20 protein-coding genes are annotated in these 26,313 nt (G+C 72.7%); 14 read left to right on the top strand and 6 right to left on the bottom strand.

Annotated elements, in window-relative coordinates; all coding sequences use genetic code 11:
* The first annotated feature begins 100 nt into the window (after positions 1-100).
* The 6 genes from ABT085_RS06040 to ABT085_RS06015 all read left to right on the top strand — a co-directional run bounded on the left by ABT085_RS06040 (position 101) and on the right by ABT085_RS06015 (position 9,013).
* Positions 101-1,345: an FAD-binding protein gene (locus ABT085_RS06040; RefSeq protein ID WP_351602634.1), complete on the top strand. Its 1,245-nt coding sequence runs from the start codon at positions 101-103 to the stop codon at positions 1,343-1,345.
* A gap of 114 nt (positions 1,346-1,459) precedes the next feature.
* A complete protein-coding gene (locus ABT085_RS06035; RefSeq protein ID WP_351602632.1) occupies positions 1,460-2,704 on the top strand; it encodes an ROK family protein in 1,245 nt (414 codons plus the stop codon).
* Positions 2,705-2,970: 266 nt separating this feature from the next.
* Entirely contained in the window at positions 2,971-4,236 is a 1,266-nt protein-coding gene (locus ABT085_RS06030) for an ABC transporter substrate-binding protein (RefSeq protein ID WP_351602630.1), read from the top strand.
* Positions 4,237-4,256: 20 nt separating this feature from the next.
* Positions 4,257-5,222 (top strand): carbohydrate ABC transporter permease, encoded by a 966-nt coding sequence (locus ABT085_RS06025; RefSeq protein ID WP_351602628.1) that lies wholly within the window; start codon positions 4,257-4,259, stop codon positions 5,220-5,222.
* Positions 5,219-6,115 carry a carbohydrate ABC transporter permease gene (locus tag ABT085_RS06020; RefSeq protein ID WP_351602626.1) on the top strand — a complete coding sequence of 299 codons (897 nt, stop codon included), beginning with the start codon at positions 5,219-5,221 and terminating at the stop codon, positions 6,113-6,115. Before ABT085_RS06025 ends, ABT085_RS06020 begins: the two co-directional genes overlap by 4 nt.
* A 27-nt stretch (positions 6,116-6,142) precedes the next feature.
* Positions 6,143-9,013 carry a glycoside hydrolase family 2 TIM barrel-domain containing protein gene (locus ABT085_RS06015; RefSeq protein ID WP_351602624.1) on the top strand — a complete coding sequence of 957 codons (2,871 nt, stop codon included), beginning with the start codon at positions 6,143-6,145 and terminating at the stop codon, positions 9,011-9,013.
* Between the two features lie 106 nt (positions 9,014-9,119).
* Here ABT085_RS06015 and ABT085_RS06010 read toward each other — a convergent pair whose 3' ends face one another.
* Positions 9,120-10,505: an MFS transporter gene (locus tag ABT085_RS06010; protein ID WP_351602622.1), complete on the bottom strand. Its 1,386-nt coding sequence runs from the start codon at positions 10,503-10,505 to the stop codon at positions 9,120-9,122.
* An 87-nt stretch (positions 10,506-10,592) separates the two neighbouring features.
* Between ABT085_RS06010 and ABT085_RS06005 the strand changes: the two genes are divergently transcribed.
* From ABT085_RS06005 to ABT085_RS05995, 3 genes are all read left to right on the top strand, one after another.
* On the top strand, positions 10,593-11,060 hold the full coding sequence (locus ABT085_RS06005) for a hypothetical protein (RefSeq protein WP_351602620.1): 468 nt from the start codon (positions 10,593-10,595) through the stop codon (positions 11,058-11,060).
* Between the two features lie 227 nt (positions 11,061-11,287).
* Complete coding sequence (locus ABT085_RS06000; protein ID WP_351602619.1) at positions 11,288-12,607, top strand: jacalin-like lectin; 1,320 nt, start codon at positions 11,288-11,290, stop codon at positions 12,605-12,607.
* Positions 12,608-12,691: 84 nt separating this feature from the next.
* Positions 12,692-13,300: a TetR/AcrR family transcriptional regulator gene (locus ABT085_RS05995; protein WP_351602618.1), complete on the top strand. Its 609-nt coding sequence runs from the start codon at positions 12,692-12,694 to the stop codon at positions 13,298-13,300.
* Between the two features lie 57 nt (positions 13,301-13,357).
* Here the strand turns inward: ABT085_RS05995 and ABT085_RS05990 are convergent, their stop codons facing one another.
* The 3 genes from ABT085_RS05990 to ABT085_RS05980 form a co-directional block, all read right to left on the bottom strand.
* Positions 13,358-13,726 carry a VOC family protein gene (locus ABT085_RS05990; protein ID WP_351602616.1) on the bottom strand — a complete coding sequence of 123 codons (369 nt, stop codon included), beginning with the start codon at positions 13,724-13,726 and terminating at the stop codon, positions 13,358-13,360.
* 57 nt (positions 13,727-13,783) lie between these two features.
* A complete protein-coding gene (locus ABT085_RS05985; RefSeq protein ID WP_351602614.1) occupies positions 13,784-15,505 on the bottom strand; it encodes a DUF2264 domain-containing protein in 1,722 nt (573 codons plus the stop codon).
* Between the two features lie 103 nt (positions 15,506-15,608).
* A complete protein-coding gene (locus tag ABT085_RS05980) occupies positions 15,609-16,652 on the bottom strand; it encodes a rhamnogalacturonan acetylesterase (protein WP_351602612.1) in 1,044 nt (347 codons plus the stop codon).
* A 211-nt stretch (positions 16,653-16,863) separates the two neighbouring features.
* Here ABT085_RS05980 and ABT085_RS05975 point away from each other — a divergent pair, with 211 nt between their 5' ends.
* Positions 16,864-18,543 (top strand): rhamnogalacturonan lyase B N-terminal domain-containing protein, encoded by a 1,680-nt coding sequence (locus tag ABT085_RS05975; RefSeq protein ID WP_351602610.1) that lies wholly within the window; start codon positions 16,864-16,866, stop codon positions 18,541-18,543.
* Between the two features lie 7 nt (positions 18,544-18,550).
* Here the strand turns inward: ABT085_RS05975 and ABT085_RS05970 are convergent, their stop codons facing one another.
* Positions 18,551-19,960 (bottom strand): RICIN domain-containing protein, encoded by a 1,410-nt coding sequence (locus tag ABT085_RS05970; protein WP_351602608.1) that lies wholly within the window; start codon positions 19,958-19,960, stop codon positions 18,551-18,553.
* Positions 19,961-20,180: 220 nt separating this feature from the next.
* Between ABT085_RS05970 and mmuM the strand changes: the two genes are divergently transcribed.
* Entirely contained in the window at positions 20,181-21,116 is a 936-nt protein-coding gene (mmuM, locus tag ABT085_RS05965; protein ID WP_351602606.1) for a homocysteine S-methyltransferase, read from the top strand.
* Between the two features lie 34 nt (positions 21,117-21,150).
* Here mmuM and ABT085_RS05960 read toward each other — a convergent pair whose 3' ends face one another.
* Positions 21,151-22,731, bottom strand: coding sequence for a carboxylesterase/lipase family protein (locus ABT085_RS05960; RefSeq protein ID WP_351602604.1), 1,581 nt, complete (start codon positions 22,729-22,731; stop codon positions 21,151-21,153).
* A gap of 267 nt (positions 22,732-22,998) precedes the next feature.
* On the opposite strand from ABT085_RS05960, the gene ABT085_RS05955 reads away from it, so the two are divergent.
* The 3 genes from ABT085_RS05955 to ABT085_RS05945 all read left to right on the top strand — a co-directional run bounded on the left by ABT085_RS05955 (position 22,999) and on the right by ABT085_RS05945 (position 26,169).
* On the top strand, positions 22,999-24,012 hold the full coding sequence (locus tag ABT085_RS05955) for a hydroxyacid dehydrogenase (RefSeq protein ID WP_351602602.1): 1,014 nt from the start codon (positions 22,999-23,001) through the stop codon (positions 24,010-24,012).
* Between the two features lie 207 nt (positions 24,013-24,219).
* Positions 24,220-25,263, top strand: a complete 1,044-nt coding sequence (locus ABT085_RS05950) for a LacI family DNA-binding transcriptional regulator (RefSeq protein WP_351602599.1) — start codon at positions 24,220-24,222, stop codon at positions 25,261-25,263.
* A gap of 405 nt (positions 25,264-25,668) precedes the next feature.
* The gene (locus tag ABT085_RS05945; RefSeq protein ID WP_351602593.1) at positions 25,669-26,169 is read left to right on the top strand and encodes a CAP domain-containing protein; all 501 of its coding nucleotides are present in this window, start codon (positions 25,669-25,671) and stop codon (positions 26,167-26,169) included.
* Positions 26,170-26,313: the final 144 nt, after the last annotated feature.

Below are 26,313 nucleotides of genomic sequence, written 5' to 3'. Positions count from 1 at the left end.
CGGACAAAACGCCCGGACCGGGATCCGTACGGCCGTCCGCCGGGACGAGGTAGGTTCGACGGGGATTCCCCGAACTCGATCTTCCCGGAGGGACGACCGCATGGCCGAGCTGGTGAGCAACTGGGCGGGCAATGTCACGTACGCCGCCAAGGAGGTGCACCGGCCGCGCTCGGCGGACGAGCTGCGCTCGGTCGTGGCGGGGAACGCGCGGGTACGGGCGCTGGGCAGCGGCCACTCGTTCAACGAGATCGCGGAGCCCGGCGGCGAGGGGGTGCTGGTCTCGCTCGACGCGCTGCCGGCCGAGATCGACGTCGACACGGACGCCCGTACGGTACGGGTCGGCGGCGGCGTCCGGTACGCGGAGCTCGCCCGGCAGGTGGACCGGCACGGGCTCGCGCTGCCCAACATGGCGTCCCTGCCGCACATCTCCGTGGCCGGGTCGGTGGCGACCGGCACCCACGGGTCGGGGGTCGGCAACGGGTCGCTCGCGGCGCCCGTGCGGGAGGTGGAGATCGTCACCGCCGACGGGTCGACGCTCGTCCTCGGGCGCGGGGACGACCGGTTCGGCGGCGCGGTCACCTCGCTCGGCGCGCTCGGTGCGGTCACCGCGCTCACCCTCGACCTGGAGCCCGCCTTCACCGTCGAGCAGCAGGTGTTCATCGAACTCCCGCTCGCGGGGCTGGACTTCGAGTCGGTGATGGCGGCCGCGTACAGCGTGAGCCTGTTCACCGACTGGCGCGCGCCCGGCTTCCGGCAGGTGTGGCTCAAGCGGCGCACCGACCAGCCGCCCGCCGGCCGTCCGCCGGCCACGCCCGCCACCGAGGCGCTGCACCCGGTGCCGGGGATGCCCGCGGTCAACTGCACCCAGCAGCTCGGGGTGCCGGGGCCCTGGCACGAGCGGCTGCCGCACTTCCGGGCGGAGTTCACGCCCAGCAGCGGTGCCGAGCTCCAGTCGGAGTACCTGATCGAGCGGTCCCGCGCCCTGGCTGCGCTGCACGCGATCGACGCGGTCCGGGCGGACGTCGCGCCCGTGCTCCAGATCTGCGAGGTGCGCACCGTGGCCGCGGACGAGCAGTGGCTGAGCCCGTCGTACGGGCGGGACACCGTGGCCCTGCACTTCACCTGGACCGACGACACGGACGCCGTCCTGCCGGTGGTGCGGCGGGTGGAGGAGGCGCTGGACGCCTTCGACCCGCGGCCGCACTGGGGCAAGGTGTTCACCGTGCCGTTCGAGCGGCTGCGCGGGCGCTACCCGCGGCTGGACGACTTCCGCGCGCTGGTCCAAGAGGTGGACCCGACCGGGAAGTTCACCAACGCGTTCGTCCGGGACCTGCTGGGCGGCTGACTTTGTACACCCCCTTTCCTAACCCCTTGTCGAAAGCCCCGGCCGCCCCATAGCCTGACGCCGCGCCGGTGCCGACGTGGCGCCGGCCGGGACCGGAAGGAACGAGGGCTTTCGGTGAAGCGCACCTCACGCGACATCCGCACCGCCAACCGCTACGAGGTGCTGCGCCAGATCATCGCCGCGTCGCCCACCTCCCGGCAGGAACTGGCGGTGACCACCGGCCTCAGTCTCGCCACGGTCGCCACGCTGGTCGGCGAGCTGCTCGACCTGCGCATGATCACGGAGGTCGGCTTCGAGGACTCGGCCGGCGGGCGCCCCCGCGGCCTGGTGGCCGTCGACTCCTCCGGCGGCGCGCTGATCGGTGTCGACATCGCGGAGACGTACGTCCATGTGGAGCTGTTCGACCTCGCGCTGAACGTGCTGGCCCGCGCGGAGGAGGACGTACGCCCCGGCGAGAGCCTGCCCGAGCAGGTGGTCGCCCATGTGGCGGCCGCCGTCGGCTCGGTGGTCGCGCAGGCCGGGGTCGAGGCGGCCCGGGTCCTCGGGGTCGGGGTGAGCGTGCCGGGACAGGTGGACCGCGACAGCGGGCTCTCGGAGTACGCGCCGAACTGGGACTGGCACGACGTGCCGCTGCTCGACCTGCTCGCCGAGCACATCGCCTATCCGCTGTATCTGGACAATCCGCTGCGCGCCTGCGCGGTCGCCGAGCTGTGGTTCGGGGCCGCGCGGGGCCGCGAGGACGCGGTGGTGGTCAATCTCGGCACCGGCGTGGGCGCCGGGCTCGTCCTGGGCGGCGGGCTGCACCGGGGGGTGAGCAACAGCGCCGGCGAGTGGGGCCACACCACGCTCGTGCTGGACGGACGGCTGTGCCACTGCGGCAACCACGGTTGCGTGGAGACGTACGTCGGTGCGCCCGGGATCATGCTGAACCTGCGGGAGCTGAGCCCGCGCAGCGCCCTGCTGCATCCGGGGGACCAGACGGCCACCATCGACGCGCTGGCGCGGGGCATGGCGGCCGGCGACCCGGTGGCGGTCGCGGTGGTCCGCGACACCGCCCGCTATCTCGGCGCCGCCGTCGCCGACCTGGTCAACCTCCTCAACCCCGAAGTGGTCGTGCTGAGCAGCTGGGTCGCCTCCCGGCTCGGCGAGCCGCTGGTCCTCGCGGTGCGCGAGGCCGTCGCCCGGCACGCGCTGCGGCGTCCGCTGGCCGCCACCGAGATCGTCCTGTCACCCATCCCCACCGACCCGGTGTGCCTGGGCGCGGCGACCTTCGCCCTGGAAGGCGCCCTCCAGTCGGTGGGGCAGCGCGGCCCCCGGCGGGCGACGCCCGCGCGCAGCCGTACCGCACCGGCTTCCTGACGTTCGCAGCTGCGGAGCGGGCCCGGACCGGGCCGTGACCGCCCCTGGACCGAGGACCGCCGGTTACCTGAGCCGGCGGTCCTCAACTCCCGTACGTCTGAGTCTTGTTCGTGATTCCGAACCGGAGGCAACGCTTCGGGCGGACTTCGTCCAACCCCTTGCCGAAGCCTTAGCCGAAGGTTAACGTCCCGCACCGCAACGCAAATGTCCGCCAGGCGGCGGCGCAGCAGTGGAGCCACAGCCGTACTCAAGACAAGGACGTCACCATGTCGGCATCGAGCAACAGCAACTGGTCCCGCCGATCGCTCTTCCGGGCCGCTGCGGGCATGGCGGCCGCGGGCACGCTGGCCGCCTGCGGCAGCAACAACGGCCGTGGCGGCGGCTCGGGTTCGGGCGAGCGTCTCGTGCAGTACTTCCACGCCTACGGCGAGGCGGGCACCGAGCAGGCCATCAAGAAGTACGCGAAGGCCTACCCGAAGGCCGACGTCAGCACGCAGTGGATCACCGGCTCCGACTTCGAGAGCAAGCTGTTCGCGACCCTGCTCACCGCGAACGCGCCCGACCTGTTCGAGTTCCACCCGCAGATCCAGCTCGTCAAGAGCGGCCAGGTCGCGGATCTGACCGACATCATCGAACCGGTCAAGGCCGACTTCAACCAGGCCGACATCGCCTCGCACACGGTCGACGGCAAGGTGTACGGCGTCCGGATGATCGACGACCCGCAGTTCTTCTTCTACCGCAAGTCGATGCTGGAGAAGGCGAAGGTCGCGGTGCCGCAGACCCTCGACGAGCTGATCGAGGCCGCCGCCAAGCTCACCACCGGCAAGGTCAAGGGCGCCTTCCTCGGCAACGACCTGCACGCGGTCATCAATCCGCTGATCTGGTCCTCCGGCGCCGACACCCTCGACTCCGGCAACAAGCCCGCCTTCAACACCGACGGGGTCGCCGAGGGCCTGACCAAGATGCGCAAGCTGTTCACCAGCGGCAGCCTGCTGCTGGGCGCCCCGGCCGACTACTGGGACCCTTCCGCCATCAACCAGGGCCTGTGCGCGATCCAGTTCTGCGGCATGTGGGCCATGCCGGCGATGCAGCAGGCCCTCGGCGACGACCTCGGCGTCTTCCCCTTCCCGAAGGCCACCGACGCGGGCAAGCCCTCGGTCTACAACGGCGGCTGGTCGATGTTCATCAACGCCAAGGGCAAGAACGTCGACGCGGCCAAGGAGTACGTGAAGTGGCTGTGGATCGAGCAGAAGAAGTACCAGGAGGACTGGGCCCTGTCCTACGGCTTCCACATCCCGCCGCGCTCCTCGATCGCCGCGTCCGCCACCAAGCTCAAGTCCGGTCTGCCCGCCGACGGCGTCAGACTCTTCGACGAGTACGGGCACTTCGACAACATCGGCTGGACCCAGGCCATGATCACCGCCACCGAGAACGTCTTCGCCGACTGCGTCCGCAAGAACGGCGACCCGAAGGCCTCCCTCGACACGGCCGAGAAGACGGTGTCCGCCGAGCTCGAGAAGCTCTTCGGATAGGCCGGCGGACCGACCCCGACATGTCGACGACGAGCAGGCTCGACCGCACCCGTCCCGCCCCGGCCGAGGCCGCCCCGCCCCGGCCGCGGCGGGGCCCGCGGTCCAGCCCCACCCTCAACTTCTGGCTCTTCACCGGCCCCTTCCTCATCGGCCTGGTGATCTTCGTCTACGTGCCCATCGGCTGGAGTGTCTGGCTCAGCTTCTTCGAGGCGCGTTTCACCGTCACCCCCGACAAGTTCACCGGGTTCGCCAACTACCGGCAGATGCTGGACAACGGCAACTTCACCGGCGCGCTGCTCACCTTCACCGTGTTCGCCGCGCTCATCGTCCCCACCACCTGGGCGCTCTCGCTGGGCCTGGCGCTGCTGGTGAACCGGATGCGCTTCATGCGGGCGTTCTTCCGCTCGGTGTTCTTCCTGCCGACCGCGTGCAGCTATGTCGCCGCCTCGCTGATCTGGAAGATGTCCCTCTTCAACGGCGTCCGCTTCGGCCTGGCCAACACCGTCATCGGCTGGTTCGGCGTGGACAACATCGCCTGGCTCGCCGACCCCGACCCGCCGTGGTACTGGCTGGTCGTCGTGACCGCCCGGCTGTGGCTCCAGTCCGGCTTCTACATGATCCTGTTCCTGGCCGCCCTCCAGAACATCCCGCAGGAGCTGTACGAGGCCGCCGCGATCGACGGCGCGAAGCGGGGCTGGCAGACCTTCCGGCACATCACGCTCCCGCAGCTGCGCGCGACCTCGACCGCCGTGGTCCTGCTGCTGCTGGTGGCCGCCTACCAGGCCTTCGACGAGTTCTTCAACCTGCTGTCGAAGACCACCTGGGGCCGGCCACCGCTCGTCGAGCTCTACTACATGGCCCTCGGCCAGAACCAGGACTACGGCGCGGGCAGCGCGGGCGCGGTCATGCTGACCCTGCTGATCTGCGTGGTCACCCTGTTCCAGGGCAGGCTCATGGGATTCGGCCGGGGAGAGGAGTCCAGGTGAGCACCACCGCACCCCGCACCGGCCGGGCCGCACCGCCGCCGGCCGGCCGCCCGCGCCGGGTCCGGCGCACCGGCCCGCTGGGCTCCACCGGTCTGTACCTCGCCATCGGCGTCGCCGCCGTGCTCTTCCTGATCCCGTTCTATCTGCTGGTGCGCAACGCGCTGTCAACGGACCCGGAGATCACCGGCGAGAACTGGAAGTTCTTCCCCTCCGACATCCAGTGGGGCAACATCACCGAACCCTTCCGCGACCCGACGGTCGACTTCGGCAGGTCGATGGTGAACTCGCTGGTCGTCGGCGTCCTGCACACGGCCGGCACCCTGCTGGTGTGCTCGCTCGCCGGCTACGGCCTGGCCCGCATCCCCTACCGGCACGCCAACAAGATCTTCTACGCCGTCCTGTTCACCCTGATGGTGCCGACCGCCGTCACCTTCGTCCCGAGCTTCGTGCTGGTCTCGTCGCTCGGCTGGGTGGACAGCTACCGCGGTCTGATCATCCCGGGGCTTTTCAGCGGTTTCACGTGCTTTCTGTTCCGGCAGTACTTCCTGGGGTTCCCCAAGGAGCTGGAGGAGGCGGCACGCGTGGACGGGCTCGGCTACTGGGGCGCGTACTGGCGGGTCGTCGTACCCAACTCGCTGAACTTCTTCGCGGCGCTGGCGACGATCACCTTCATCAACGGCTGGAACTCCTTCCTGTGGCCGCTGGTCATCGGCCAGGACCCGGGCGCCTGGACGGTCCAGGTCGCGCTGTCGTCGTACATGACCAACCAGACCGTCAACTACCACCTGATCTTCATGGCGACCGCCATCTCCCTGCTGCCGCTGCTCCTCGTGTTCCTCTTCCTCCAGCGCTGGCTGGTGCAGGGGATCGCGCAGACCGGCATCAAGGGCTGACGCCTTCCACCCAGGATCTGGAGACCGATGTCTGCTCGCACCCCCGTCACCGAAACCGACTACGTCGAGGACGTCTCCCCCGGCAGCGGAGCCCTGCCACCGCGCGCCTGGTACGCGTCCTCGGACGCCGCGTCCCTCTCCCTCAACGGCAGCTGGCGCTTCCGGCTGTCGCCCACCGCGGACGCGCAGGACGACTCCTTCGCCGGGGAGGGGTACGACGCCGGGGACTGGGCGCAGGTGACGGTCCCGGGGCACTGGGTGCTCCAGGGGCACGGTTCGCCCGTCTACACCAACCATCTCTACCCCTTCCCGGTCGACCCGCCGCACGTCCCGACGGACAACCCGACCGGCGACCACCTGCGCTCCTTCGACCTGCCCGGGGACTGGCCCGACCTCGCCGAGGGCGGCGCGGTGCTGCGCTTCGACGGTGTGGAGTCCTGCGCCCGCGTCTGGCTGAACGGCACGGACATCGGCGAGTTCAAGGGCTCCCGGCTGGCGCACGAGTTCGCGGTCGGGCACCTGCTGAGGCCCGCCGGGAACGTGCTCGCGGTCCGCGTCCACCAGTGGTCGGCCGGCTCCTACCTGGAGGACCAGGACCAGTGGTGGCTGCCGGGCGTCTTCCGTGACGTGACCCTGCTGCACCGCCCGGCGGGCAGCGCCCTCGACTTCTTCGTGCACGCCTCCTACGACCACACCACCGGTGAGGGCACCCTGCGCGTCGACTCCGACGTCGACGGCCGGGTGACGGTACCCGCCCTCGGCGTCGACGCCGCCACCGGCGAACCGGTCACCGTCCCCGTCGAGCCGTGGACCGCGGAGACCCCGCGCCTGTACGACGGGGTGCTCGCCACCGAGGGCGAGCGGATCCCGCTGCGGATCGGCTTCCGTACCGTGCGCCTCGCGGACGGGCTGATCCAGGTCAACGGCAGGCCGCTGCTGTTCAAGGGCGTCAACCGGCACGAGTGGCATCCGGAGCGGGGCCGCGCCCTCGACCCGGGGACCATGCTGGCGGACGTACTGCTGATGAAGCGGCACAACATCAACGCCGTGCGCACCTCGCACTACCCGCCCCACCCGGCCTTCCTCGACCTGTGCGACGAGTACGGCCTGTGGGTGATCGACGAATGCGACCTGGAGACCCACGGCTTCACCGAGCAGGGCTGGCGGGACAATCCCGTGGACGACGACCGCTGGACCCCCGCGCTGCTGGACCGGGCCGCCCGCATGGTCGAACGGGACAAGAACCACCCGTCCGTCGTCGTCTGGTCCCTCGGCAACGAGGCAGGCACCGGCCGCGGACTGACCGCGATGGCCGAGTGGATCCACGCCCGCGACAGCTCACGGCTCGTCCACTACGAGGGCGACCCCGACTGCCGTGACACCGACATGTACGCGCGGATGTACGCCTCCCACGCCGAGGTCGAGCGGATCGGACAGGGTCTGGACGGCGGCACCCGCAAGCGCCGCCGACTGCCCTTCATCCTCTGCGAGTACGCGCACGCGATGGGCAACGGACCCGGCGGACTCGCCGACTACCAGCGGATCTTCGAGGCCCACGACCGGCTCCAGGGCGGTTTCGTCTGGGAGTGGATCGACCACGGCATCCGGCACCCGGAGCTGGGCTACGCCTACGGCGGCGACTTCGGCGAGGAGCTGCACGACTCCAACTTCGTCTGTGACGGCCTGCTGTTCCCCGACCGGGAGCCGTCGCCCGGACTCGTCGAGTACAAGAAGGTGATCGAGCCGGTGCGCATCGAGGGCGGCCCGGACGGCACCGTCCGGGTGACCAACCGCTACGACTTCGCCGACCTCTCCGCCCTCGCCTTCACCTGGTCGTACGAACGCGACGGCGAGAGCGTCGAGTCGGGCACCCTGTCCGTCCCCGCGCTGGCGGCGGGCGAGTCGGCCGACGTGAAGCTGCCGCAGCCGCCCGAGGACCGGGGGGACGCGGAGACCCGGTGCACGGTACGGGCGCTGCTGGCGGCCGACACCGCGTGGGCGCCGCGCGGACATGTGGTCGGCTGGGGCCAGTTCCCCGTCACACCCCGCACCCCGGTGCCGGTGGCCCCGGCCGAGCGGCCCGTGCGCACCGACGGCCGGATCACCCTCGGGCCCGCCGTGTTCGACGCCCGCACCGGCCGGCTCACCTCGATCGGCGGGGTGCGGCTCACCGGACCGCGCCTGGACGTGTGGCGGGCGACCACCGACAACGACGACGGCGCCCCCTGGCAGTCGGACGCCCGCCACGGCGTGCTGTGGCGCCAGTTGGGGCTGCACCGGATGCAACACCGGCTGGACGCGGTGGAGACGGGCGACGACACGCTGACGGTACGCACCCGGGTGGCACCGGCCGCCCGCGAGGTGGGCCTGGACACGGTGTACCGCTGGACCTCGGACGGCCGCCGACTGCGGCTGACGGTGTCCGTGAACCCCGAGGGCGAGTGGCGGCTGCCGCTGCCCCGGCTCGGCGTCCGCCTCGGCCTGCCCGCCTCGGCCGACCGGGTGCGCTGGTACGGAGGCGGTCCGGGCGAGGCCTATCCGGACACCAAGTCGGCTTCACTGGTTGCCCGTTGGCAGTCCCGGGTGGACGGCATGCAGACGCCGTACGTCCGCCCGCAGGAGAACGGCGCCCGCGCCGACGTCCGCTGGGTGGAGCTCGGCGGCCTGCGGATCGAGGGAGAGCCGGAGTTCTGGTTCACCGCCCGGCGCTGGACCGCCGAACAGCTGGACACGGCCGCGCATCTGACGGACCTCACGCCCGGTGACACGGTGTGGGTCAACCTCGACCACGGCCAGCACGGTATCGGCTCGCAGTCCTGCGGCCCGGGCCCGCTCCCGCAGTACTTCCTGCGCGCCCGACCCGCGGAGTTCTCCTTCGTCTTCTCCGTGACGGACTGACCGGTCCGGAGTCCGTCACCGCGCGGACCGGTCGGCCGTGGACCGGTCCGCCGCAGGCTGGTCAGTCGCAGGCTGGTCAGTCGTGGACCGGTCCCCTGCGGGCCGGTCAGTCGTGGACCGGTCCGCCGTACGCCGCTCCGCCGCGGTCCGGTCCGCGCAGCGGTGTGAACAGCGCGGCGACCGCGACCAGGACACAGGCCGTGCCGGCCGCCAGCCCGACGGGCGCCGTCCCCCACCGCTGCGCCGCCCCGGTCAGGACGACCGCGCCGACCGGGGCGGCCGCGTACTGGAGGGTCCAGAAGGCGGAGGTGACCCGGCCCAGCAGATGTTCCGGGGTGACCTCCTGGCGCAGCGACATCGAGCAGGTGCCGGCCACGGCCACGCAGGCCATGAAGGCCGCGCCCAGGGCCGCGACGACGGGTACCTCCGCCGCCCGGCCCAGCCCGGTGAAGGCGAGCCCGGACAGCGCCACCGCGCCGGTCCAGGTGGGGCCGAAGCCGAACCTGCCGCGGACCCGGGCGACCAGCAGGGAACCGGCGATCGTGCCGAGCGCGCCGACGGCCAGCACGCTGCCGACGGTGCCGTCGTCGTGCCGCAGATCGTGCTTCACGTGGTAGATGACCAGGTCGTTCAGGCCCAGGGTGAGGAAGCTGAAGACGAACAGGAGGACGGTGAGCGCGCGCAGCACCGGGTGGCCGTACAGGAAGGAGACCCCGGTCCGCAGGTCGTGCCGGAGCCCGGCCCGCTCGTCCGGCCGGTCCGCGCCGCCCCCGGCCCGCCCCTGGAACCGTACGAGGACCATGCAGGCGGCCGACACCCCGAAGCTGGCCGCGTCCACGCCGACGGCCGCCGCCGGGCCCGTCCAGGCGGCCACCAGCCCGGCGCCCAGCGGGCCGAGCACACCGGCCGCCGCGGCGGTCGCGTTCAGCCGCCCGTTGGCCTCGGTCAGCCCGGCGCCCCGCACCAGACTCCGCACGACGGTGACATAGCCGACGGCGAACAGCATGCCGACGGCCTCGCACAGCGGCAGGATCGCGTACAGCAGCCAGACCTGCGGGCCGAACAGCCACACCACCGGGATCACCCCGTACAGCACCATCCGTACGAGGTCGCAGCCGATGAGCAGCCGGCGGCGGTCGACCCGGTCCACCACCGCCCCCGCGAACAGCGCCGCCACCACCGAGGCCGCGCCGCCCACCGCCGTCAGCAGCCCCATCCGCGCGAGGGATCCGGTGGCCTGGAGCACCAGCAGGGGCAGGGCGATCAGCGCGAAGGAGTCGCCGAGGACGGAGAGGGTCTGCGCGGCCCAGAAGATCCCGAAGTCCCGCTGCCGCCACAGCGGACGCCCGGCGGCGGGCGGCGGATCGTGCGGTCCGCCGTACGCGGGTCCGGGCGGCCCGCCGTGCGTGACCTCGGGCGGTCCGCCGGGTGCCGGCTCGTGCGGTGCGGCGCTGTCGTGCTTGCCGCCGTCGCGGTCCCGCTCGTATGCCATCCGGCCCCCTGTGCCTCGAAGTCGTCGACCACCGTACGTCCGCCGGCGGCCGGGTCCACGGGTCGCGCGGTGCGGCACGATGAGGCCATGAGCCCGATTCCGCCCCGCCGCCGTCCCGTTCCCGACTTCGACCCGCGCCCCGTGCCGCCCGGCACGTACCCGCTGTGGGAGGAGGCGCTGGCCCTGGTCAACCGGGACCTGGCCGCGACCCTGCCGGAGCAGGGGGAACTGCGGCTGATGGCGCTGCCCCATGGGGAGGAGGGCGAACCGGAGCAGGTGTACGTGGCGGTGGCCGACGGCAGCTGGCACGGCAACCCGCTGGAGCGTGACCGCGACCGGGACGACCCGGCCGACGCGCTCGCGGACGTCGTCGACGCGGCCCAGGAGTCGGTCGTCGAGCGCCTGTGGCAGGCCTGGCCGCTGTGCGCCGAGCACGGCCTCGGCATGCACCCGCGGGACGTGGACGACCGGATCGTGTGGTGGTGCGCGGGCGGCGACCGGACCGGGGATCAGGCGCACCTGCGCGCGGCGGTGGGGGAACTGGGGACGAGGTGACGTCCGCGCCGGCGGCATGCCCCGCCGTGTCCGGCACCAGGTGACGTCCGCGCCGGCGGCATACCCCGCCGTGCCCGGCACGACGTTCACAGTTTCCCCAACTACCCTTGTTCGTCACACTGGTTGACCGCACGCTGAGAACCGTCGCGCCACGCACCGCTCTCCCCGGGTGCGTCCCCCCTCTTTCCGGGTGCACCCTCCCCCACCCCGACCGGAGACACCCCACCATGAGACGACTCATCGGCACCCTCGCGGCCGCCGCGCTCGCCCTCACCGGCCTGGTCACCGCCGGCTCGGCGCCCGCGGCGGCGGCCGGCACCGGCACCTTCAACGTCCTCACCTACAACGTCGCGGGCCTTCCGGAAGGGCTGAGCTCCGGCCACCCGGCGACCAACACCCCGCTGATCTCACCGCGGCTGGGCGCGTACGACATCGTGAACGTCCAGGAGGACTTCAACTACCACGCGGCGCTGTACGCGGGCGACAACCACGCCTACCGCACCGCGACCAGCGGCGGGGCCGGCATAGGCGACGGCCTCAACACCCTCTCGGACTACCCGTTCGAGGACTTCCAGCGGGTCGGGTGGAACGACTGCACCGGCACCAACTGCCTGACCCCGAAGGGCTTCACGCTCGCCCGGGTCCGGCTCGCCGAGGGCGTCTTCGTGGACCTCTACAACGTCCACACCAACGCGGACGACACCGACGACGCGCTGGCCGCCCGCCGCGCCAACATCACCCAGCTCTCCGCCTTCATCCAGGCGAACTCCGCGGGCAACGCGGTGATCGTGATGGGCGACACGAACACCCGGTACACCCGCAGCGGCGACAACATCCGCACGCTGGCCGACGCCAACGGCCTGACGGATGCGTGGGTGAAGCTGGTCAAGGGCGGCACCCGGCCGACCCAGGGCGCGGGCGCGCTGCTGTGCCCGACCACGGCGCCGGCCGACGACTGCGAGGTGGTGGACAAGATCTTCTACCGGGGCAGCAGGCTGGTGACCCTCGACGCGACCCGCTACCACGACGAGTGGGCGTCGTTCCTCGACTCGGCGGGCGGCAACCTCTCCGACCACTTCCCGCACACGGTCGACTTCTCGTACACCCTGAACTCCGCGCTGAGGGCCAGTGACTTCTTCGGCGGCACGGGCGGCACGGCCTTCAACGACGCCGACGACCTGCCCGCCGCCCTCGCCCCGCGCACGCTGACCCTGCGCGGCGCCGCCCGGCTGGACGCGGTGTCGCTGACGCACGACGGCGGTACGACGCCGGCCCACGGCGGCACCGGCGGCACGGCGGCCGCCCTGACCCTGGCGTCCGGCGAGCACCTCACCTCCGTGACACTGGCAGAGGGTCAGAAGAGCGGCCAGACACGGATCTTCTCGGCCGCCTTCGGCACGGACAAGGGCCGCACTCTGGCGGCCGGCACGGCCACGTCCGACACGAAGACGTTCACCGCGCCGTCCGGCTGGCAGATCGTCGGCTTCACCGGCCGCTCGGGCGACGAGATCGACAAGCTGGGCCTGGTGTACGCACCGATCGGCTGACGGGCGGCGGCGCGCGGACTGCCTACACTGGGCTGCACCCTGGAGGCTCCGGGTTGCAGCCCAGTGATACGGAGGCAGTACCGCATGGCCCGTGCCGGCCTCACGACCGAACGGGTCGTCGCAGCCGCCGCCGACCTCGCCGACGAGGCCGGTTTCGAGAACGTGACCGTGTCCGCGCTGGCCCGGCACTTCGGGGTGAAGGACGCGAGTCTGTACTCGCACATCAAGAGCCTCCAGGACCTGCGGACCCGGCTCGCGCTGGCCGCGGGCGGCGAACTGATCGACCGGATCGCGGCGGCCGTCGCCGGGCGCGCGGGCAAGGACGCCCTGACCGCCTTCGCGAACGCCTACCGGGAGTACGCGCTGACCCACCCGGGCCGGTACGCCGCCACCCAGAGCCGCGTCGACCAGACCACCGTCGCCGGCTCCCCGGCGCTGCTGCGCACCGCCGAGATCACCTACGGCATGCTCCGCGCCTACGGCCTCGACGAACCCGACCTCACCGACGCCGTACGACTGCTGCGCAGCACCTTCCACGGCTACTGCGCCCTGGAGGCCGGCGGCGGCTTCGGCGCCCCTCGCGACGTACAGAAGTCCTGGGACCGCGCGATCGACGCCCTGCATGTGGCGCTGGAGCACTGGCCGCACGAGGCGGGCACCCGTCCGACGGGGACCCCGCGCTCCGAGGCCTAGCGCGGCTCCGGGGTGCCGAGACGTACGGCACCCCGGGCGCGGACCCGTCCCGGCCTCTCAGGCCGCGCGTTCCGCCGCGCTGCGCTCCACGCAGAACTCGTTGCCCTCCGGGTCGGCCAGCACCGCCCATCCCGTGCCGTCCTCGTTGCGCCGGTCGTCGACCAGCCGGGCGCCCAGCGCGAGCAGCCGCTCGACCTCCTCGTCACGGGTGCGGTCCTGCGGCTGGAGGTCGAAGTGGACGCGGTTCTTGACCGCCTTGGCCTCCGGCACGGTGACGAACAGCAGACCCGCGCCCTCGATCAGCGCCTCCGGGTCGCCGGGGTGGTCGTCGTCGTGCAGGGGCCGGCCGAGAACCTGGGACCAGAAGCCGCCGAGGGCGTAGGCGTCGGCACAGTCGACGGTCGTATGACGGATCGAGGAAGACATACGGGGATTCTCGTGCCCGCCCGGGGACGGGGCAACGGAGTTACAGGGCACCGTAGTTCACTCCCGCACCCGGACCTCCGCCCCGCGCCCGTCGAGCCGCACCCGCAGCCGGGGTCCCGTACGCCAGTCGACCTCCAACTCCCCTGCCGCGTCGACCCGTACGGACACCAGCCGATCCAGTGGTCCCGGGTCCGGCACTCCGGTCAGCCTGGCCAGCGCCACGAAGAGCGTGTCCCCGTCGCCGGTGACCCCCACGAGCCCGGCGCTGGCCGGCCCCCCGGAACCCGCCGGGTCCACGAGGCCCACGGCGGGCAGCAGCTCGGCGCTGATCCCGGCCGGCGCCGCCCATCCGGTCACCCGTACCGGGGTGCCGGGGGCCGCGCCCGTCACCAGATGGGCCCGCACCTCCGCGGCTCCATGGGCGAGCACCAGGCTCGTCACCCGGGCGCCGGAGGCGGTGGTGTGCCGCGAGGCGGCCCAGCCGTCGCCCACGCCCAGCGGTTCGATCCCGGTACGGCCCGCATCGCCGCCGACGCTCACGCTGTTGTCGTACGACGCGGAGGGCGCCGTCACCGTCGAGTAGGCGAGGCGGGTGTAGTACGGGTCGTAGCGCACATCCTCGCTGCCGTGGTTGTGCAGCCGTACCAGTCCGTCCGAACGGGTCGACTGGAGCAGCCAGTTGGGGGCCCGCACCGGGGTGAGCGCGTCGGCGCGCTCGGCCGGGCCGGGTTCCTCGGGCGCCGTCCACACCGGGTGCTCCGGCGGGAGCAGCAGGCCGAGGAAGCCCTTGCTCGCCCAGTACGGGGACGCCGGTCCCGAGTAGCCCTGGAGGACGGACTCGTCGGGGCCGTGCCAGCCGAGCGTGAGCAGCCCGCGCTCGTCGACCGCGCCCCGGTCGAGGAAGTACGTCAGCGCCCCGGAGCCCAGCCTGCGGGTCTCGCCCGGGGTCAGCGGGGTGCGTCCGGTGAGGGCGCCCAGCCACAGGGGCGCGGCGGTCGCGAAGCGGTACGTCAGCGACCGGCCCTGGCGCAGCGGCGCGCCGTCGGCGCCGAACAGGCGGGCGTAGTCGGCGAGATGACGTTCGAGCCGGCCTCCGTACAGGTCGAGCAGGCGGGGGTCGTCCGCCAGCCAGGCGTGCAGCACCGGGTAGAGGTGCATGGCCCAGCCGTTGTAGTAGTCGAACTTGCGCCCGTCGCCGTCGGTGTACCAGCCGCCGCCCAGGTACCACTTCTCGATGCGCTCCAGCCCGTGGTCGACCGCCGTGCGGGCGGCGTCCGGCTCATGGCCGATCTCCTGGAGGAAGCCGCCGACCGTCACCGGGAACAACTCCCAGTTGCAGGGCCAGGGTTCGGCGGCCAGCGCGTCGGCCAGCCACTCGGCGGCCCGCCCGCGCACGGTGTCGTCGAGGCGGTCCCACAGCAGTGGCCGGGTCAGCCGCAGGGCGAGCGCGATCGACGCGGCCTCGACGAGCGGCTGGCCGCGGTCCTCGATCCGGGGCCAGACCCCCGCGACCCCGGCGGCCAGGCCCTCGGCGTAGCGTCCGAGGACGGTCTCGTCCCGGCGGAAGGCGGCCAGCAGCAGCGTACGGGCGTACCCCTCCAGGCCGTCGGAGAGGCGGCCGGACCAGCTCTGGTGGGTGCCGGGCAGGTGGTAGAGGGCGCGGTCCCCGGTGGCGTACGGCTCGACCGCGGCGAGCAGGGCGTCGGCGGCCCCTTCCCAGTGGGCGCGGGTGCAGCCGGTGGCGGGGCTGAGGGTGCGGTCGGGCGGAGGCAGGTGCATCAGGGGTCGGTCTCCTTCCGGCAAGGTCCTGGGGCGCCCCGGTTCCGGTCGGGACGCCCCAGGAGTCAGAGCTCCGGAGCTCTTAGGGGCGGGTCGGCGGATCTCATCCCACCCGCACTCCGCCCTGCGGCACCAGATGCTGTGCGCGCAGTTCGTCGCGGACCAGGCCCGCGTACACCGTGGCGCCGTAGGCCGAGGTGTGGGTGTTGTCGCGTTTCTCGTCGTAGAGGTACAGCGCCTTGGAGCCCTCGACGCCCAGGGACTCCACCAGTGCCTTCGTCTTCGCCGTCAGGTCGATCAGCGGCACCCCCTCGGCGGCGGCGACCTCGCGGATCACCGCGGGGTGGTTCACGCCGAGGCCGTTGACCAGAAGGGCGATGTCGTTGTCGAGGGTGCCGTCGGAGTTGAACCAGCGCCGGACGATCGGCGTGACGAGGACGGGCCGCCCGCCCTTCTCCCGGACGCCCGCGACCAGGGTCTCCAGGTTGGCCCGGTAGGTCGCCTCGCCGGTGGTCTTGTCGTTGTGGGCGAGCTGGACCAGGACCAGGTCGCCGGGGCGGATCAGCGGCTGGGCGGTGGCCCACAGCCGCGGGTTCTCGAGATAGGTGACCGTGCTCTCCCCGGAGTCCGCGTAGTCGGCGACGGAGAGGCCCGTGCGCAGGTACTGCGGGAGCTGCTGGCCCCAGCCGGTGTAGGGCTCGGCCGGCTGGTCGCAGACGGTGGAGTCGCCGACCAGGAGGATCTGGCGGGGGTGGCGGGCCGGAACGACCCGGATGCCGGCCAGGGCGGGCGCCGTGCCGCCGATCGACAGGTCGAGCCCCGCGGTGCCGTCGGGGCCGGTCGGTTCGCCCTCGGGGGTACGGACGTCCACCGTGAAGCCGCGGACGGTCCGGGCGCCGGGCGCCGCCGCCGTCTCCGGGAGGAGGGCGCGCCGGGTCTCGCCGCCGACGCTCGTGCTCGACGCGCTGTCGCCGCCGAGCAGCACCGTCACGTCGTACGTGCCGGGCGGGACGTCGAAGTGACAGGCGGTGGCGGTGCAGTGGCCGAGATCGAACGGCCGTGGCCCGGCCTGCGCCTGGGCCGGTACGGCGGGCAGGGCGGCGGCCAGCGTCATCGCCGCCGGCACGACGAGCTTGAGACGTCTCACTTGCGGCTCCTCCGTCTGGGGACAAGGCCTGGCGGCTGGGGACAAGGCCCGGCGCTGGACGGTACCGCTACCGGCAAGCGCTTTCTAGTCCATGGCCAGATTTCGCGCGACCACCAACTCGGGCCCAGTGAAAGCCCTTTCGCGAAGTCGATTCAACTGTCACTCTGCCAACCGCACCCGCATCCTCACACCTCCCGGAGGAGGCACCCTCATGTCCGGATCACCGAACGGATCCGTAGGACGCCGTACCTTCGTGCTCGGCACCGCGGCCGCCGCCGGCTCGGCCGCCCTCGCCGGACCGCTCGCCGGAACCGCCTCGGCGGCGGGCTTCGGCTGGAGCGACAACGGCTCCGAGTACGTCGTCGACACCGGTGCCAGTCTGGTCTTCAAGGTCAGCAAGACCAACGGCGACCTGACCTCGCTGGTCTACCGCGGCACCGAGTACCAAGGCTACGGCGGCAAGAACTCGCACGTGGAATCCGGCCTCGGCACCTCCACGGTCGGCATCGCCCAGTCCGGCACCACGATCCTGATCTCGGTCACGTACGGCACGCTGAAGCACTACTACGCGGCCCGCAGCGGCGAGAACAACGTCTACGTGTGGACCGACAAGGCCGACACCTCGGTCTCCGCGACCCGGTACATCGTCCGTGTCAGGGCCGGCCTGTTCCTCAACGACGAGCCGGACTCCTACACCTACGCACCCACCGTCATCGAGTCCGCGGACGTCTTCGCGAAGTCCGACGGCCAGACCCGCGCCAAGCACTACTCCAGGCTGCGGGTGATGGACTACGACTGCATCGGCTGGACCACCGGCGGCGTGGGGCTGTGGATCGTGCGCAGCAACCACGAGAAGGCCTCCGGCGGACCCTTCTACCGCTCGCTGCTGCGCCACCAGAGCGCGGACGGCGGCGGCCTGTACGAGATCCTGTACTACGGCGAGAACCAGACCGAGTCCGAGCGCTTCGGCCTCCAGGGCCCGTACGTCATCGCCTTCACGGACGGCGGGGCCCCCTCCTCGTCGCTCTACCCCGGCACCCTGACCACCTCGTGGGCGGACTCGCTGGGCATCTCCGGATACGTCTCCGCGAGCGGCCGGGGCCGCGTCGCGGGCGTCGGCATCACCGGCCGGAACACCGCGTACGCGTACACCGTGGGCCTGGCCAACTCAGCTGCCCAGTACTGGGGTTCGGCGCGTTCGTCGGACGGCTGGTTCTCGATCGCGGGGGTGCTGCCGGGGTCGTACACCCTGACCGTGTTCAAGGGCGAACTCGCCGTGTACACCACGTCGGTGACGGTGACGGCGGGCGGCACGACCACCCTGAACACGATCGCGATCCCGTCCTCCAACGATCCGTCCAACGCGAGCGCGATCTGGCGGATCGGCGACTGGACCGGCTCACCGAGCGGCTTCAAGAACGCGGACCTGATGACGTACGCGCATCCGTCCGACGTCCGGGCCGCCGCCTGGACCGGGAACGTGGTGATCGGCAGCGGCACGGAGACCTCGGCCTTCCCCTGCTATCTGTGGAAGGACGTCAACAGCGGGATCATCGTGTACTTCAAGCTGACCGCCGCCCAGGCCGCCGCCGCGCACACCCTGCGCATCGGCGTGACGACGGCCTACGCCAACGGCCGGCCCCAGGTCGTCGTCAACGACACCTGGACCTCGGCCGTTCCCTCGCCGCCCACCCAGCCGAGCACCCGTTCGCTGACCGTGGGCTCGTACCGGGGCAACAACCACACGTTCACCTACAGCGTCCCGGCGTCCGCCTGGCTGACGGACACCGGCGCCTACAACACGCTGAAGATCTACGTGGCGAGCGGCTCGGGGACGACGTCCTATCTCAGCGCGGGCACCTCGGTCGACGCCATCGACCTGCTCGTCTGACGCGGCCTCAGGTCGCGCGCGTCCACTGCTGGTTGACCGCCCCGTTGCAGGTGTACGTGATGACGGCGGCGGAGTTGGCGGTGGACGCGCCGGACACGTCGAGGCACTCGCCGCTGGCGCGGGCCTTGACCAGGACGTAGCTGCCGGAGGCGGTCACCGACCACTGCTGGGTGGTCGCGCCGGTGCAGTTCTCCTGGGTGACCGTGGTGGCGTTCTCCGTCAGGCACAGGGAACTGCCGCGCCCCACCAGCGCGTAGTAGCCGCCGCCCAGGTCCTTGAACCACCACTTCTGGTTGGTGCCGCCGTTGCAGGTGTACTGGCTGATCGCGACACCCTGCCAGAGCGACTGGTTCGGCACGTCGGCGCACTTGGCGCTGTGCCGGGCGACCAGGGTGCTGTACGTGGCGCCGGTGCCGGTCACCGTCCCGGCGGCCGTGTCGACCGTCACCTCCGGGTACCAGGTCAGGGACAGCGAGGTCGAGGCCGGGAAGGCCAGCGGCAGCCAGACGTAGCGGGAGTCGTCGACGGTGCCGCCGAAGGAGTCGCCCCAGCGGTCGCCCAGGTAGAGGTAGGCGGTGCCCGAAGTCCCCTGGACGGAAAGGACATAGGCGGTCTGCGAGCCGAACGCCGTGGAGTCGCCGACGTTCGTCATGGCCGTCCAGGGGCCGGACAGCGAGGTCGCGGTGGCGTACTGCTGCTGGTTGGGGCTCCAGCCGGTCGCGCCCGAGGTCAGCATGAAGTAGACGCTGCCCCGCTTGAACAGGGCCGGGGCCTCCCGGTGGCCGCCCGCCCAGGGGTTGGCGACCAGGGCGGCGATGCCGGTGTAGTCGGCGGTCAGCCGGTAGATGTGCAGGTCGTAGTTCTCGTTGGCGGCCGAGACCAGGTAGGCGGTGCCGTCGGTGTCGACGAAGGTGGTGAGATCACGGGACATGTACGAGCCGAGCGGCCGGAAGCTGCCCTGGTAGGTGTAGCTGCCGTCGACGGTGCTGGAGACGGCGACCGCGGCACGGGCCTGGCTGTAGTCGGTGCCGTTCTCCTTGTGCATCCACATCACGAACTTGCCGGTGGACGCGTTGTAGATCACCTTGGGCCGTTCGATGTAGGCGGTGGCCAGTTCGGCGGCGCTGGACCGGGTGAGGACATGACCGCGGAATTCCCAGTTCTTCAGGTCGGTGGAGCGGTAGGCGTCCACGTACCTGAAGGTGTTGTCGGCGTTGCGGTCCTCGCCGAACCAGTAGTAGAAGGAGCCGACCTTGACGACCCCGCCGCCGTGGGCGTGCACGGCGGCGCCCGAAGTGTCCGTGAACTGGGTGCCGTTGGCGATCGTCTGGGCCGCGGCCCGGGCGTTCGCGGCGACTCCGAGGACACCGGCGAGGGCACAGCACAGGGCGAGCAGGACAGCGTGGACGCGTCTCATGGGGACTGCCTCTCGGTGGGGGGAACACACGAGACCGTTCGAGATGACGAACGGCATGTGGCATGACGAACGCCGAAAAGGTAAGGGTGGGCTCCGGGGAGGTCAACGGGTCACGCGGGGCGAAAAACGTCGGGGGGAATCGGTCGGGGGAATCGGTCGGGGTATCGGTCGGCGGCCCGGTCCGGGGTGTGCGGCCGGGCACGTGGGCTAGCGTCGTCCCATGAGCAGCGACCTTCCTGCCCGGACCCTCGCCGAGGCCCTCGCCGCGGGCGGGGTCGTCCTCGACGGTGGGATGTCCAACCAGCTGAGGTCCGCGGGGCACGACCTCGGCGGCGCGCTGTGGTCGGCCCGGCTGCTCGCCGAACGGCCCGAGGCGCTCACCGAGGCCCATCTCGCCTACTTCGAGGCGGGTGCCGACGTGGCGATCACGGGCAGCTACCAGGCCACCTTCGAGGGCTTCGCGCGGCACGGCATCAGCCACGAGGAGACCGTCCGGCTGCTCGGACTGAGCGTGGAGCTGGCCCGCGAGGCGGCCCGGCAGGCCCGCGCCCGGGGCGTCGGGCGCCCGCTGTGGGTGGCCGCGTCGGCCGGTCCGTACGGGGCGATGCTCGCGGACGGCTCCGAGTACCGGGGCCGCTACGGCCTGAGCGTCGGCGCACTGGAACGCTTCCACCGGCCCCGGCTGGAGGCGCTGGCCGCCGCCCGCCCCGACGTCCTGGCCCTGGAGACCGTCCCCGACACCGACGAGGCAACGGCACTGCTGCGGGCGGTGCGCGGGCTCGGGGTGCCGGCCTGGCTGTCGTACTCCGTCGCGGGCGGCCGCACCCGGGCCGGTCAGCCGCTCGCGGAGGCGTTCGCCCTGGCCGCGGAGGCGGACGAGGTGATCGCCGTCGGCGTGAACTGCTGTGCGCCGCAGGATGCGGACGCCGCCGTCGTCACCGCGGCGCGCGTCACCGGCAAGCCGGTGGTCGTCTACCCCAACAGCGGCGAGACCTGGGACGCCGAGGCCCGCGACTGGACGGGCCGCCCCTCCTTCACCGCCGAACAGGTCCATGGGTGGCGGGAGTCGGGGGCCCGACTGATCGGCGGCTGCTGCCGGGTCGGCCCCGGGCAGATCGCCGCGATCGCGCGCACCCTGCGGCCCGCGGCCTGGTAGAACAAGGCGTCGAGCGGGGGCAGGGCACGGCTGGTCAGTGCCGGCGGACTCCGACCGAGCGGCGCAACCTCCTTACGGCCGAACGCAGTTCCGTTCCGCGCGTGAACCGGCCGGACGGCGGGTCCGCCTCGGGCGCGGATTCCGGAGCGCCGGAATCGGCGGCCCACAGGGCCAGTTCGGCGTCCCGCGGACCGTGGACGACACGGGGGTCGCCGTCGCCGAACAGCTGCACCGGGTGCGTGGCGTCCCAGGCCTGCCACCCCGGATCGCCCTCGACGGTGAACCGCACCCACGCCCGGTGCATCGCGTCGGCCAGTTCCCGCGGCGCGCCCTCGCCCGCGAGCTTGCGTGCCTCCGGGACCTCGCCGGTGTCGAACACGAAGCCGAGCTCCAGGGCGTGACAGGCGCCGAGGCCGGTGCGTCCCGACGGCCACGCGAACTCGTATACGTACGACGATCCGGGCCGGGCGTCGGCCAGCCGGTGCAGCGGGATCCGCAGCAGGTGGTCGGTGACGAGCTGGCCGACGATCTCGGCGGTGCCCGCTTCGGGGCGCAGGGCGCGGTAGCCGCGCACCACCTCGCCGCCGCAGTGGCAGCGGGCCATGGCCCCGGCCAGGGCGACCGGGCCGAGCCGGTCGACGCGTTCCAGCAGACCGCCCGGCACCAGCCACAGCCGGTACTCGTCCCGGGTCCAGCCCACCAGCAGGTCGGTGTCCCGGGCGACGGTGCCCTCGACCAGGGCCTCCAGGGGATCGCGGGGCACGAGATCGCCGTCGACGACGATGCCGAAGGCGGGCCCGCCGAGCACCGGGCTGCTGAGGCGCCCGGTCTCGGCCTGGGCCCTGAGCAGCACCGCCGGGTCGACGGCGGCGAAGGCCTCGGCGGTCGCGGGGATCTTCAGCCGGGTCGCCATCCGGCGCACCATGCGCCGCACCTTGTCCCGGTCGAGGGCCTCCGGGGGCCCGCTCTGGAGCACGGCCCGCCGGAACAGCCCCTGCGCCTGCGGGGCCGCGATCAGCGCGCCGACGCTGATCGCGCCCGCCGACTGCCCGCACAGGGTCACCCGCCCGGGGTCCCCGCCGAACGCCTCGATCGACTCGTGCACCCAGCGCAGGGCGGCCAGCTGGTCGTGCAGGCCCGGGTTGGCGGGGGCGTCCGGGAACAGTCCGTAGCCCTCGACGCCCAGTCGGTAGTTGACCGAGACGAACACGACCCCGTCCCGGGCGAAGGGCTGCCCGTCGTACACGGGCACGGCGGAGGAACCGCGGGTCAGCGCGCCGCCGTGCAGCCACACCAGGACCGGCAGCCGGGCGCCGGGGCCGGGCGCCGGGGTCCAGACGTTCAGGTTGAGCCAGCCATCGCCCGCCACCACCGGGTCGGACAGGTACTGCGCGAAGGCCTCGGAGTACGGGGGTTTCGGCGCCGTCGGCCCGAAGGCTCCCGCGTCCCGTACGCCGTCCCAGGGCTCGGGCGGCACGGGCGGCCGGAAACGGAGGGGGCCGACCGGCGGGGCCGCGTACGGAATGCCCCGGAACACCGCGACACCCCGCTCGCACCTGCCGCGTATCGCCCCGTACGGGGTTCTGACCACGGGGTTCGTCCGGTCTGCCGTCATCTGCCCACCAGCCCTTCGCCGCGCTCAGCTCTGTGGAAAGAGCATCGCACCGGCGTGCGGTATTCCGCCGCACGAGCCTGTCACTGGGCCGTACGGCGTACGTCCTCCCGGGCGGGCCCCACCCGGCACACCGGCCACCCGCCGCAGCCGCGGACCCGCGCGGGACCGGACCCCGGGGCGCGGTCCCGCCGATTGACCCGCCTGCCGCCTGGATCTACGTTGGAGGGCGCTTTTCGGAAAGCGTTTCCTACGAGCCCCAGGAGGGTCATGCCCAGCGCCCAGCCGCCCCTGGCCGTGTTCGCCATGGACCCGGTGCACCTCCCGCAGCTCTTCCCGGCACCCCTGCTGGCCCGGCTGCGGCGGACGGCCGTGATCGACCCCGGGCTCGTGGTGCGCGACTTCGCCGATCCCGCCGCCGCGCGGGCCCTGGCGGGGGCCGACGTCCTGATCACGGGCTGGGGCTGCCCACGGCTGGACGGCGGCGCGCTGGCCGCCGCACCCTGGCTGCGCACGGTGCTGCACTGCGCGGGCTCGGTGCGCCCGGTGGCCGGGGAGGCCGTGTGGGAACGCGGGATCGCCGTCTCCAGCGCGGCCGGCGCCAACGCGCTGCCGGTCGCCGAGTACACCCTCGCCATGATCCTGCTGGCCGGGAAGGACGCCTTCGCCCGGCGCGAGCGCTACCGCGAGACCCACGCCAGGCCGACCCCCGCCGAGACCGCGGACACCGGCAACCTGGGCCGCCGGGTGGGGATCGTCGGCGCCTCGCGGGTCGGCCGCCGACTGCTGGAACTGCTGCGCCCGTTCGACTTCGAGGTCCTCCTCCACGATCCGTACGTCGACGCCGCCGAGGCCCGCGCGCTGGGCGCCCAGCCGCTGGGGCTGACGGAGCTGCTGCGCCGCAGCGACATCGTCAGCCTGCACGCCCCCGACCTGCCCGAGACCCGGCATCTGCTCGACCGCGAGCGGCTGGCCCTGATCCGCGACGGCGGCATGCTGATCAACACCTCCCGGGGCGCGCTGGTCGCCCCGGACGCCCTCGCCGACGAACTGGTCTCCGGCCGGCTGCACGCGGTCCTGGACGTCACCGACCCCGAGCCGCCGCCCGCCGACTCCCCTCTGTACCGGCTGCCCAACGTGTTCCTCACCCCGCACATCGCGGGCTCGCTCGGCAACGAGCTGGAGCGGCTCGGCCGGGTCGCCGTCGAGGAGCTGGAACGCCTGGCCGCGGGCCTGCCCCTGGCCCACGAGGTGCGCCGGGCGGACCTGACCAGGGCCGCCTGACGGCAGCCTCCGTACAGAAGTCGCACGGAAGCCGCACGGAAGTCGCACGGAGGCCGCGCGCGGCGCCGTGCCGGACGCCGCACGGAGGCCGCCGTCGGCTCCACGGCCCGGGCGGGCGATTTTCGGCGCAAGCCCTTGATCCCTGTCGAGACACACTTAGGATAGCAAGCGCTTTCTGCACACTGGTGTCCAGAGAGGTGGTTCCCGATGGTCCGTACGGGGTCTGCGAGTGCGACGGCCGGACCGACACTGGCGGTCGTGGCCCGTGAGGCAGGGGTGTCGGTGCCGACCGCGTCCAAGGTGGTCAACGGCCGGGACGACGTCGCCCCCGAGACGCGCCGCCGGGTCACGGAGGCGCTGGACCGGCTCGGCTACGTCCGCCGGCCCCGGTTCGACACCCTCAGGACGCCCCGGCTGGTCGATCTCGTCGTGCCCGCGCTGGACGGTCCACGGGCGGGCGCGGTGCTGCACGGAGTGGAGGAGGCGGCCCAGGACACCGGCCTGGACGTGGTCGTCTCGGCCGACACCCCCCGGCCGGGAGCCGCACGGGCGCGGCACGGCTGGCTGGACCGGCTCGCCGCGCGCGGCTCGGCCGGCGCGCTGCTCAATCTGGCCGAGCCGATGCCGTCCCAGTACGCCCGGCTCGACCAGCTCCGCATCCCGTACGTGTTGATCGACCCGGCGGCCGAACCGCCGCCCGGCGTGGTGTCGGTGGGGGCGGCGAACTGGCAGGGCGGGGTGACGGCGACCGAGCATCTGCTCGCGCTCGGGCACGAGCGGATCGCCGTCATCGCCGGTCCGCGGCGGGCACTGTGCGGCGGCGCCCGGATCGCCGGCTACCGCTCGGCCCTCGTCTCCGCCGGGGTGCGCCAACGGCCCGAGTACCTGCGCCACGGTCGCTCCGACGAGACCGGCGCCCGGATCCGGATGCGGGAGCTGCTGGAGCTGCCCGAGCCGCCCACGGCCGTCTTCGTCTGCTCGGACCGCATGGCACTCGGGGTCTACCAGGCGGTGGTCGAACGGGACTTGACGGTCCCGTACGACGTCAGCGTGGTCGGCTTCGACGACCTCCCGGAGGCCCGCTGGGCCAGCCCGTCCCTGACCACCGTCCGCCAGCCGCTGGCGGAGATGGCGGCGACGGCACTGCGCCTGCTGGTGCGGATGATGGACGGCCACCGCCCGGAGGGCACCCGCACGGAGCTGTCGACGCGCCTGGTGGAGCGGTCGAGCACGGCCCCGCCGCGGAGTTGAGGCCCCGGGTGCGCCGCAGCGGCCGAACAGGTCCGCACGGGTGGACTCCTGAGTGAGCGGCAGCCGAACGAGCGGCGATCCGGAGGGGCGCGACGGCTCCGTCACGTTCCGTGGCGCCCAGGGCGCGGCATCGCTCACCGGCCGCGGTGCGCCGCCCGGCTCCGGCCTCGCCTCCGGTCGACTCACGAATCCGCTCGGCATACGCTGGATCTGCCGAGGGCGGCCGTGCGGGCCGCCGAACCGACCTCTTTCGGTACCGACGGCCCCGGGCCGTCCTACGAGCCGGCCCCGCGGCCGCTTCCGACGCCCGTGGTCCCGTGCCGGCACATTCCAGCAGGCTCTTCGTCGCCCAAGGCGCCCGCGTCGCTCGGGCCGCTCGGGCTGCCCTGCACCCAGGGAGTCACCATGAAGAATTCCCGTACACACCGCCGTGCCACGGCCGCCTTCGCGGCGGCGCTGATGTGCGCGGGCACGGTCCTGGCCACGGGCGCCACCGCCCACGCCGCGGGGCTGCCCGCCGACATCAGTGGCGGCGACCAGAGCACCATCCTCTCGCAGACGAACACGGTCCGTCAGGGCGCCGGCCAGGGTGCCCTGTCCTGGGACGCCGGGCTCGCCCAGGGTGCCCAGGCCTGGGCCGACGACCCCGCGTCCCTGGCGGGCGGCCGCCTGCGGCACGACCTGTCCTTCAACAACGGCGCCGAGAACATTTCGGGTTCGGGTCCGGCCTCGGCCACGGGACAGTGGGCCAGCGAGAAGGCCGCCTACGACGCCACCACCGACCACGACCCCAACAGCGACGGATACAAGTTCCAGTGGGGGCACTACTACAACATGATCGTGCCGGGATACTCGAGAATCGGCTGCGGCGCGGCCAATGGCATCACGGTGTGCCGGTACGCCTGAACCGCCCGGCCGGACAGGCCGTCGGGCGCCATCGGGGAGGGGGGGGGCCCCCCCCCGGGGGGGGGGCCGCCCGGCCCCGCGGGGGGGCGCGGGGGGGGCCCGGGCCCCCGCGGGGGGGGGCCCCGCCGGGACCGGGGCCGGCGC

Origin of the sequence: Streptomyces sp. NPDC002265, assembly GCF_040296125.1 — a bacterium.
Taxonomy (GTDB): domain Bacteria; phylum Actinomycetota; class Actinomycetes; order Streptomycetales; family Streptomycetaceae; genus Streptomyces.
This window is presented reverse-complemented; position numbering and strand designations above follow the sequence as displayed.

What these genes read in the sequence shown, in the direction of transcription:
- ABT085_RS06040 (WP_351602634.1), top strand. Translation starts at nt 101, where the DNA reads ATGGCCGAGCTGGTGAGCAACTGGGCGGGCAATGTCACGTACGCCGCC.
- ABT085_RS06030 (WP_351602630.1), top strand. Translation starts at nt 2,971, where the DNA reads ATGTCGGCATCGAGCAACAGCAACTGGTCCCGCCGATCGCTCTTCCGG.
- ABT085_RS06025 (WP_351602628.1), top strand. Translation starts at nt 4,257, where the DNA reads ATGTCGACGACGAGCAGGCTCGACCGCACCCGTCCCGCCCCGGCCGAG.
- ABT085_RS06015 (WP_351602624.1), top strand. Translation starts at nt 6,143, where the DNA reads ATGTCTGCTCGCACCCCCGTCACCGAAACCGACTACGTCGAGGACGTC.
- ABT085_RS06010 (WP_351602622.1), bottom strand. Translation starts at nt 10,505, where the DNA reads ATGGCATACGAGCGGGACCGCGACGGCGGCAAGCACGACAGCGCCGCA.
- ABT085_RS06005 (WP_351602620.1), top strand. Translation starts at nt 10,593, where the DNA reads ATGAGCCCGATTCCGCCCCGCCGCCGTCCCGTTCCCGACTTCGACCCG.
- ABT085_RS06000 (WP_351602619.1), top strand. Translation starts at nt 11,288, where the DNA reads ATGAGACGACTCATCGGCACCCTCGCGGCCGCCGCGCTCGCCCTCACC.
- ABT085_RS05995 (WP_351602618.1), top strand. Translation starts at nt 12,692, where the DNA reads ATGGCCCGTGCCGGCCTCACGACCGAACGGGTCGTCGCAGCCGCCGCC.
- ABT085_RS05990 (WP_351602616.1), bottom strand. Translation starts at nt 13,726, where the DNA reads ATGTCTTCCTCGATCCGTCATACGACCGTCGACTGTGCCGACGCCTAC.
- ABT085_RS05985 (WP_351602614.1), bottom strand. Translation starts at nt 15,505, where the DNA reads ATGCACCTGCCTCCGCCCGACCGCACCCTCAGCCCCGCCACCGGCTGC.
- ABT085_RS05975 (WP_351602610.1), top strand. Translation starts at nt 16,864, where the DNA reads ATGTCCGGATCACCGAACGGATCCGTAGGACGCCGTACCTTCGTGCTC.
- ABT085_RS05970 (WP_351602608.1), bottom strand. Translation starts at nt 19,960, where the DNA reads ATGAGACGCGTCCACGCTGTCCTGCTCGCCCTGTGCTGTGCCCTCGCC.
- mmuM (WP_351602606.1), top strand. Translation starts at nt 20,181, where the DNA reads ATGAGCAGCGACCTTCCTGCCCGGACCCTCGCCGAGGCCCTCGCCGCG.
- ABT085_RS05960 (WP_351602604.1), bottom strand. Translation starts at nt 22,731, where the DNA reads ATGACGGCAGACCGGACGAACCCCGTGGTCAGAACCCCGTACGGGGCG.
- ABT085_RS05955 (WP_351602602.1), top strand. Translation starts at nt 22,999, where the DNA reads ATGCCCAGCGCCCAGCCGCCCCTGGCCGTGTTCGCCATGGACCCGGTG.
- ABT085_RS05950 (WP_351602599.1), top strand. Translation starts at nt 24,220, where the DNA reads ATGGTCCGTACGGGGTCTGCGAGTGCGACGGCCGGACCGACACTGGCG.
- ABT085_RS05945 (WP_351602593.1), top strand. Translation starts at nt 25,669, where the DNA reads ATGAAGAATTCCCGTACACACCGCCGTGCCACGGCCGCCTTCGCGGCG.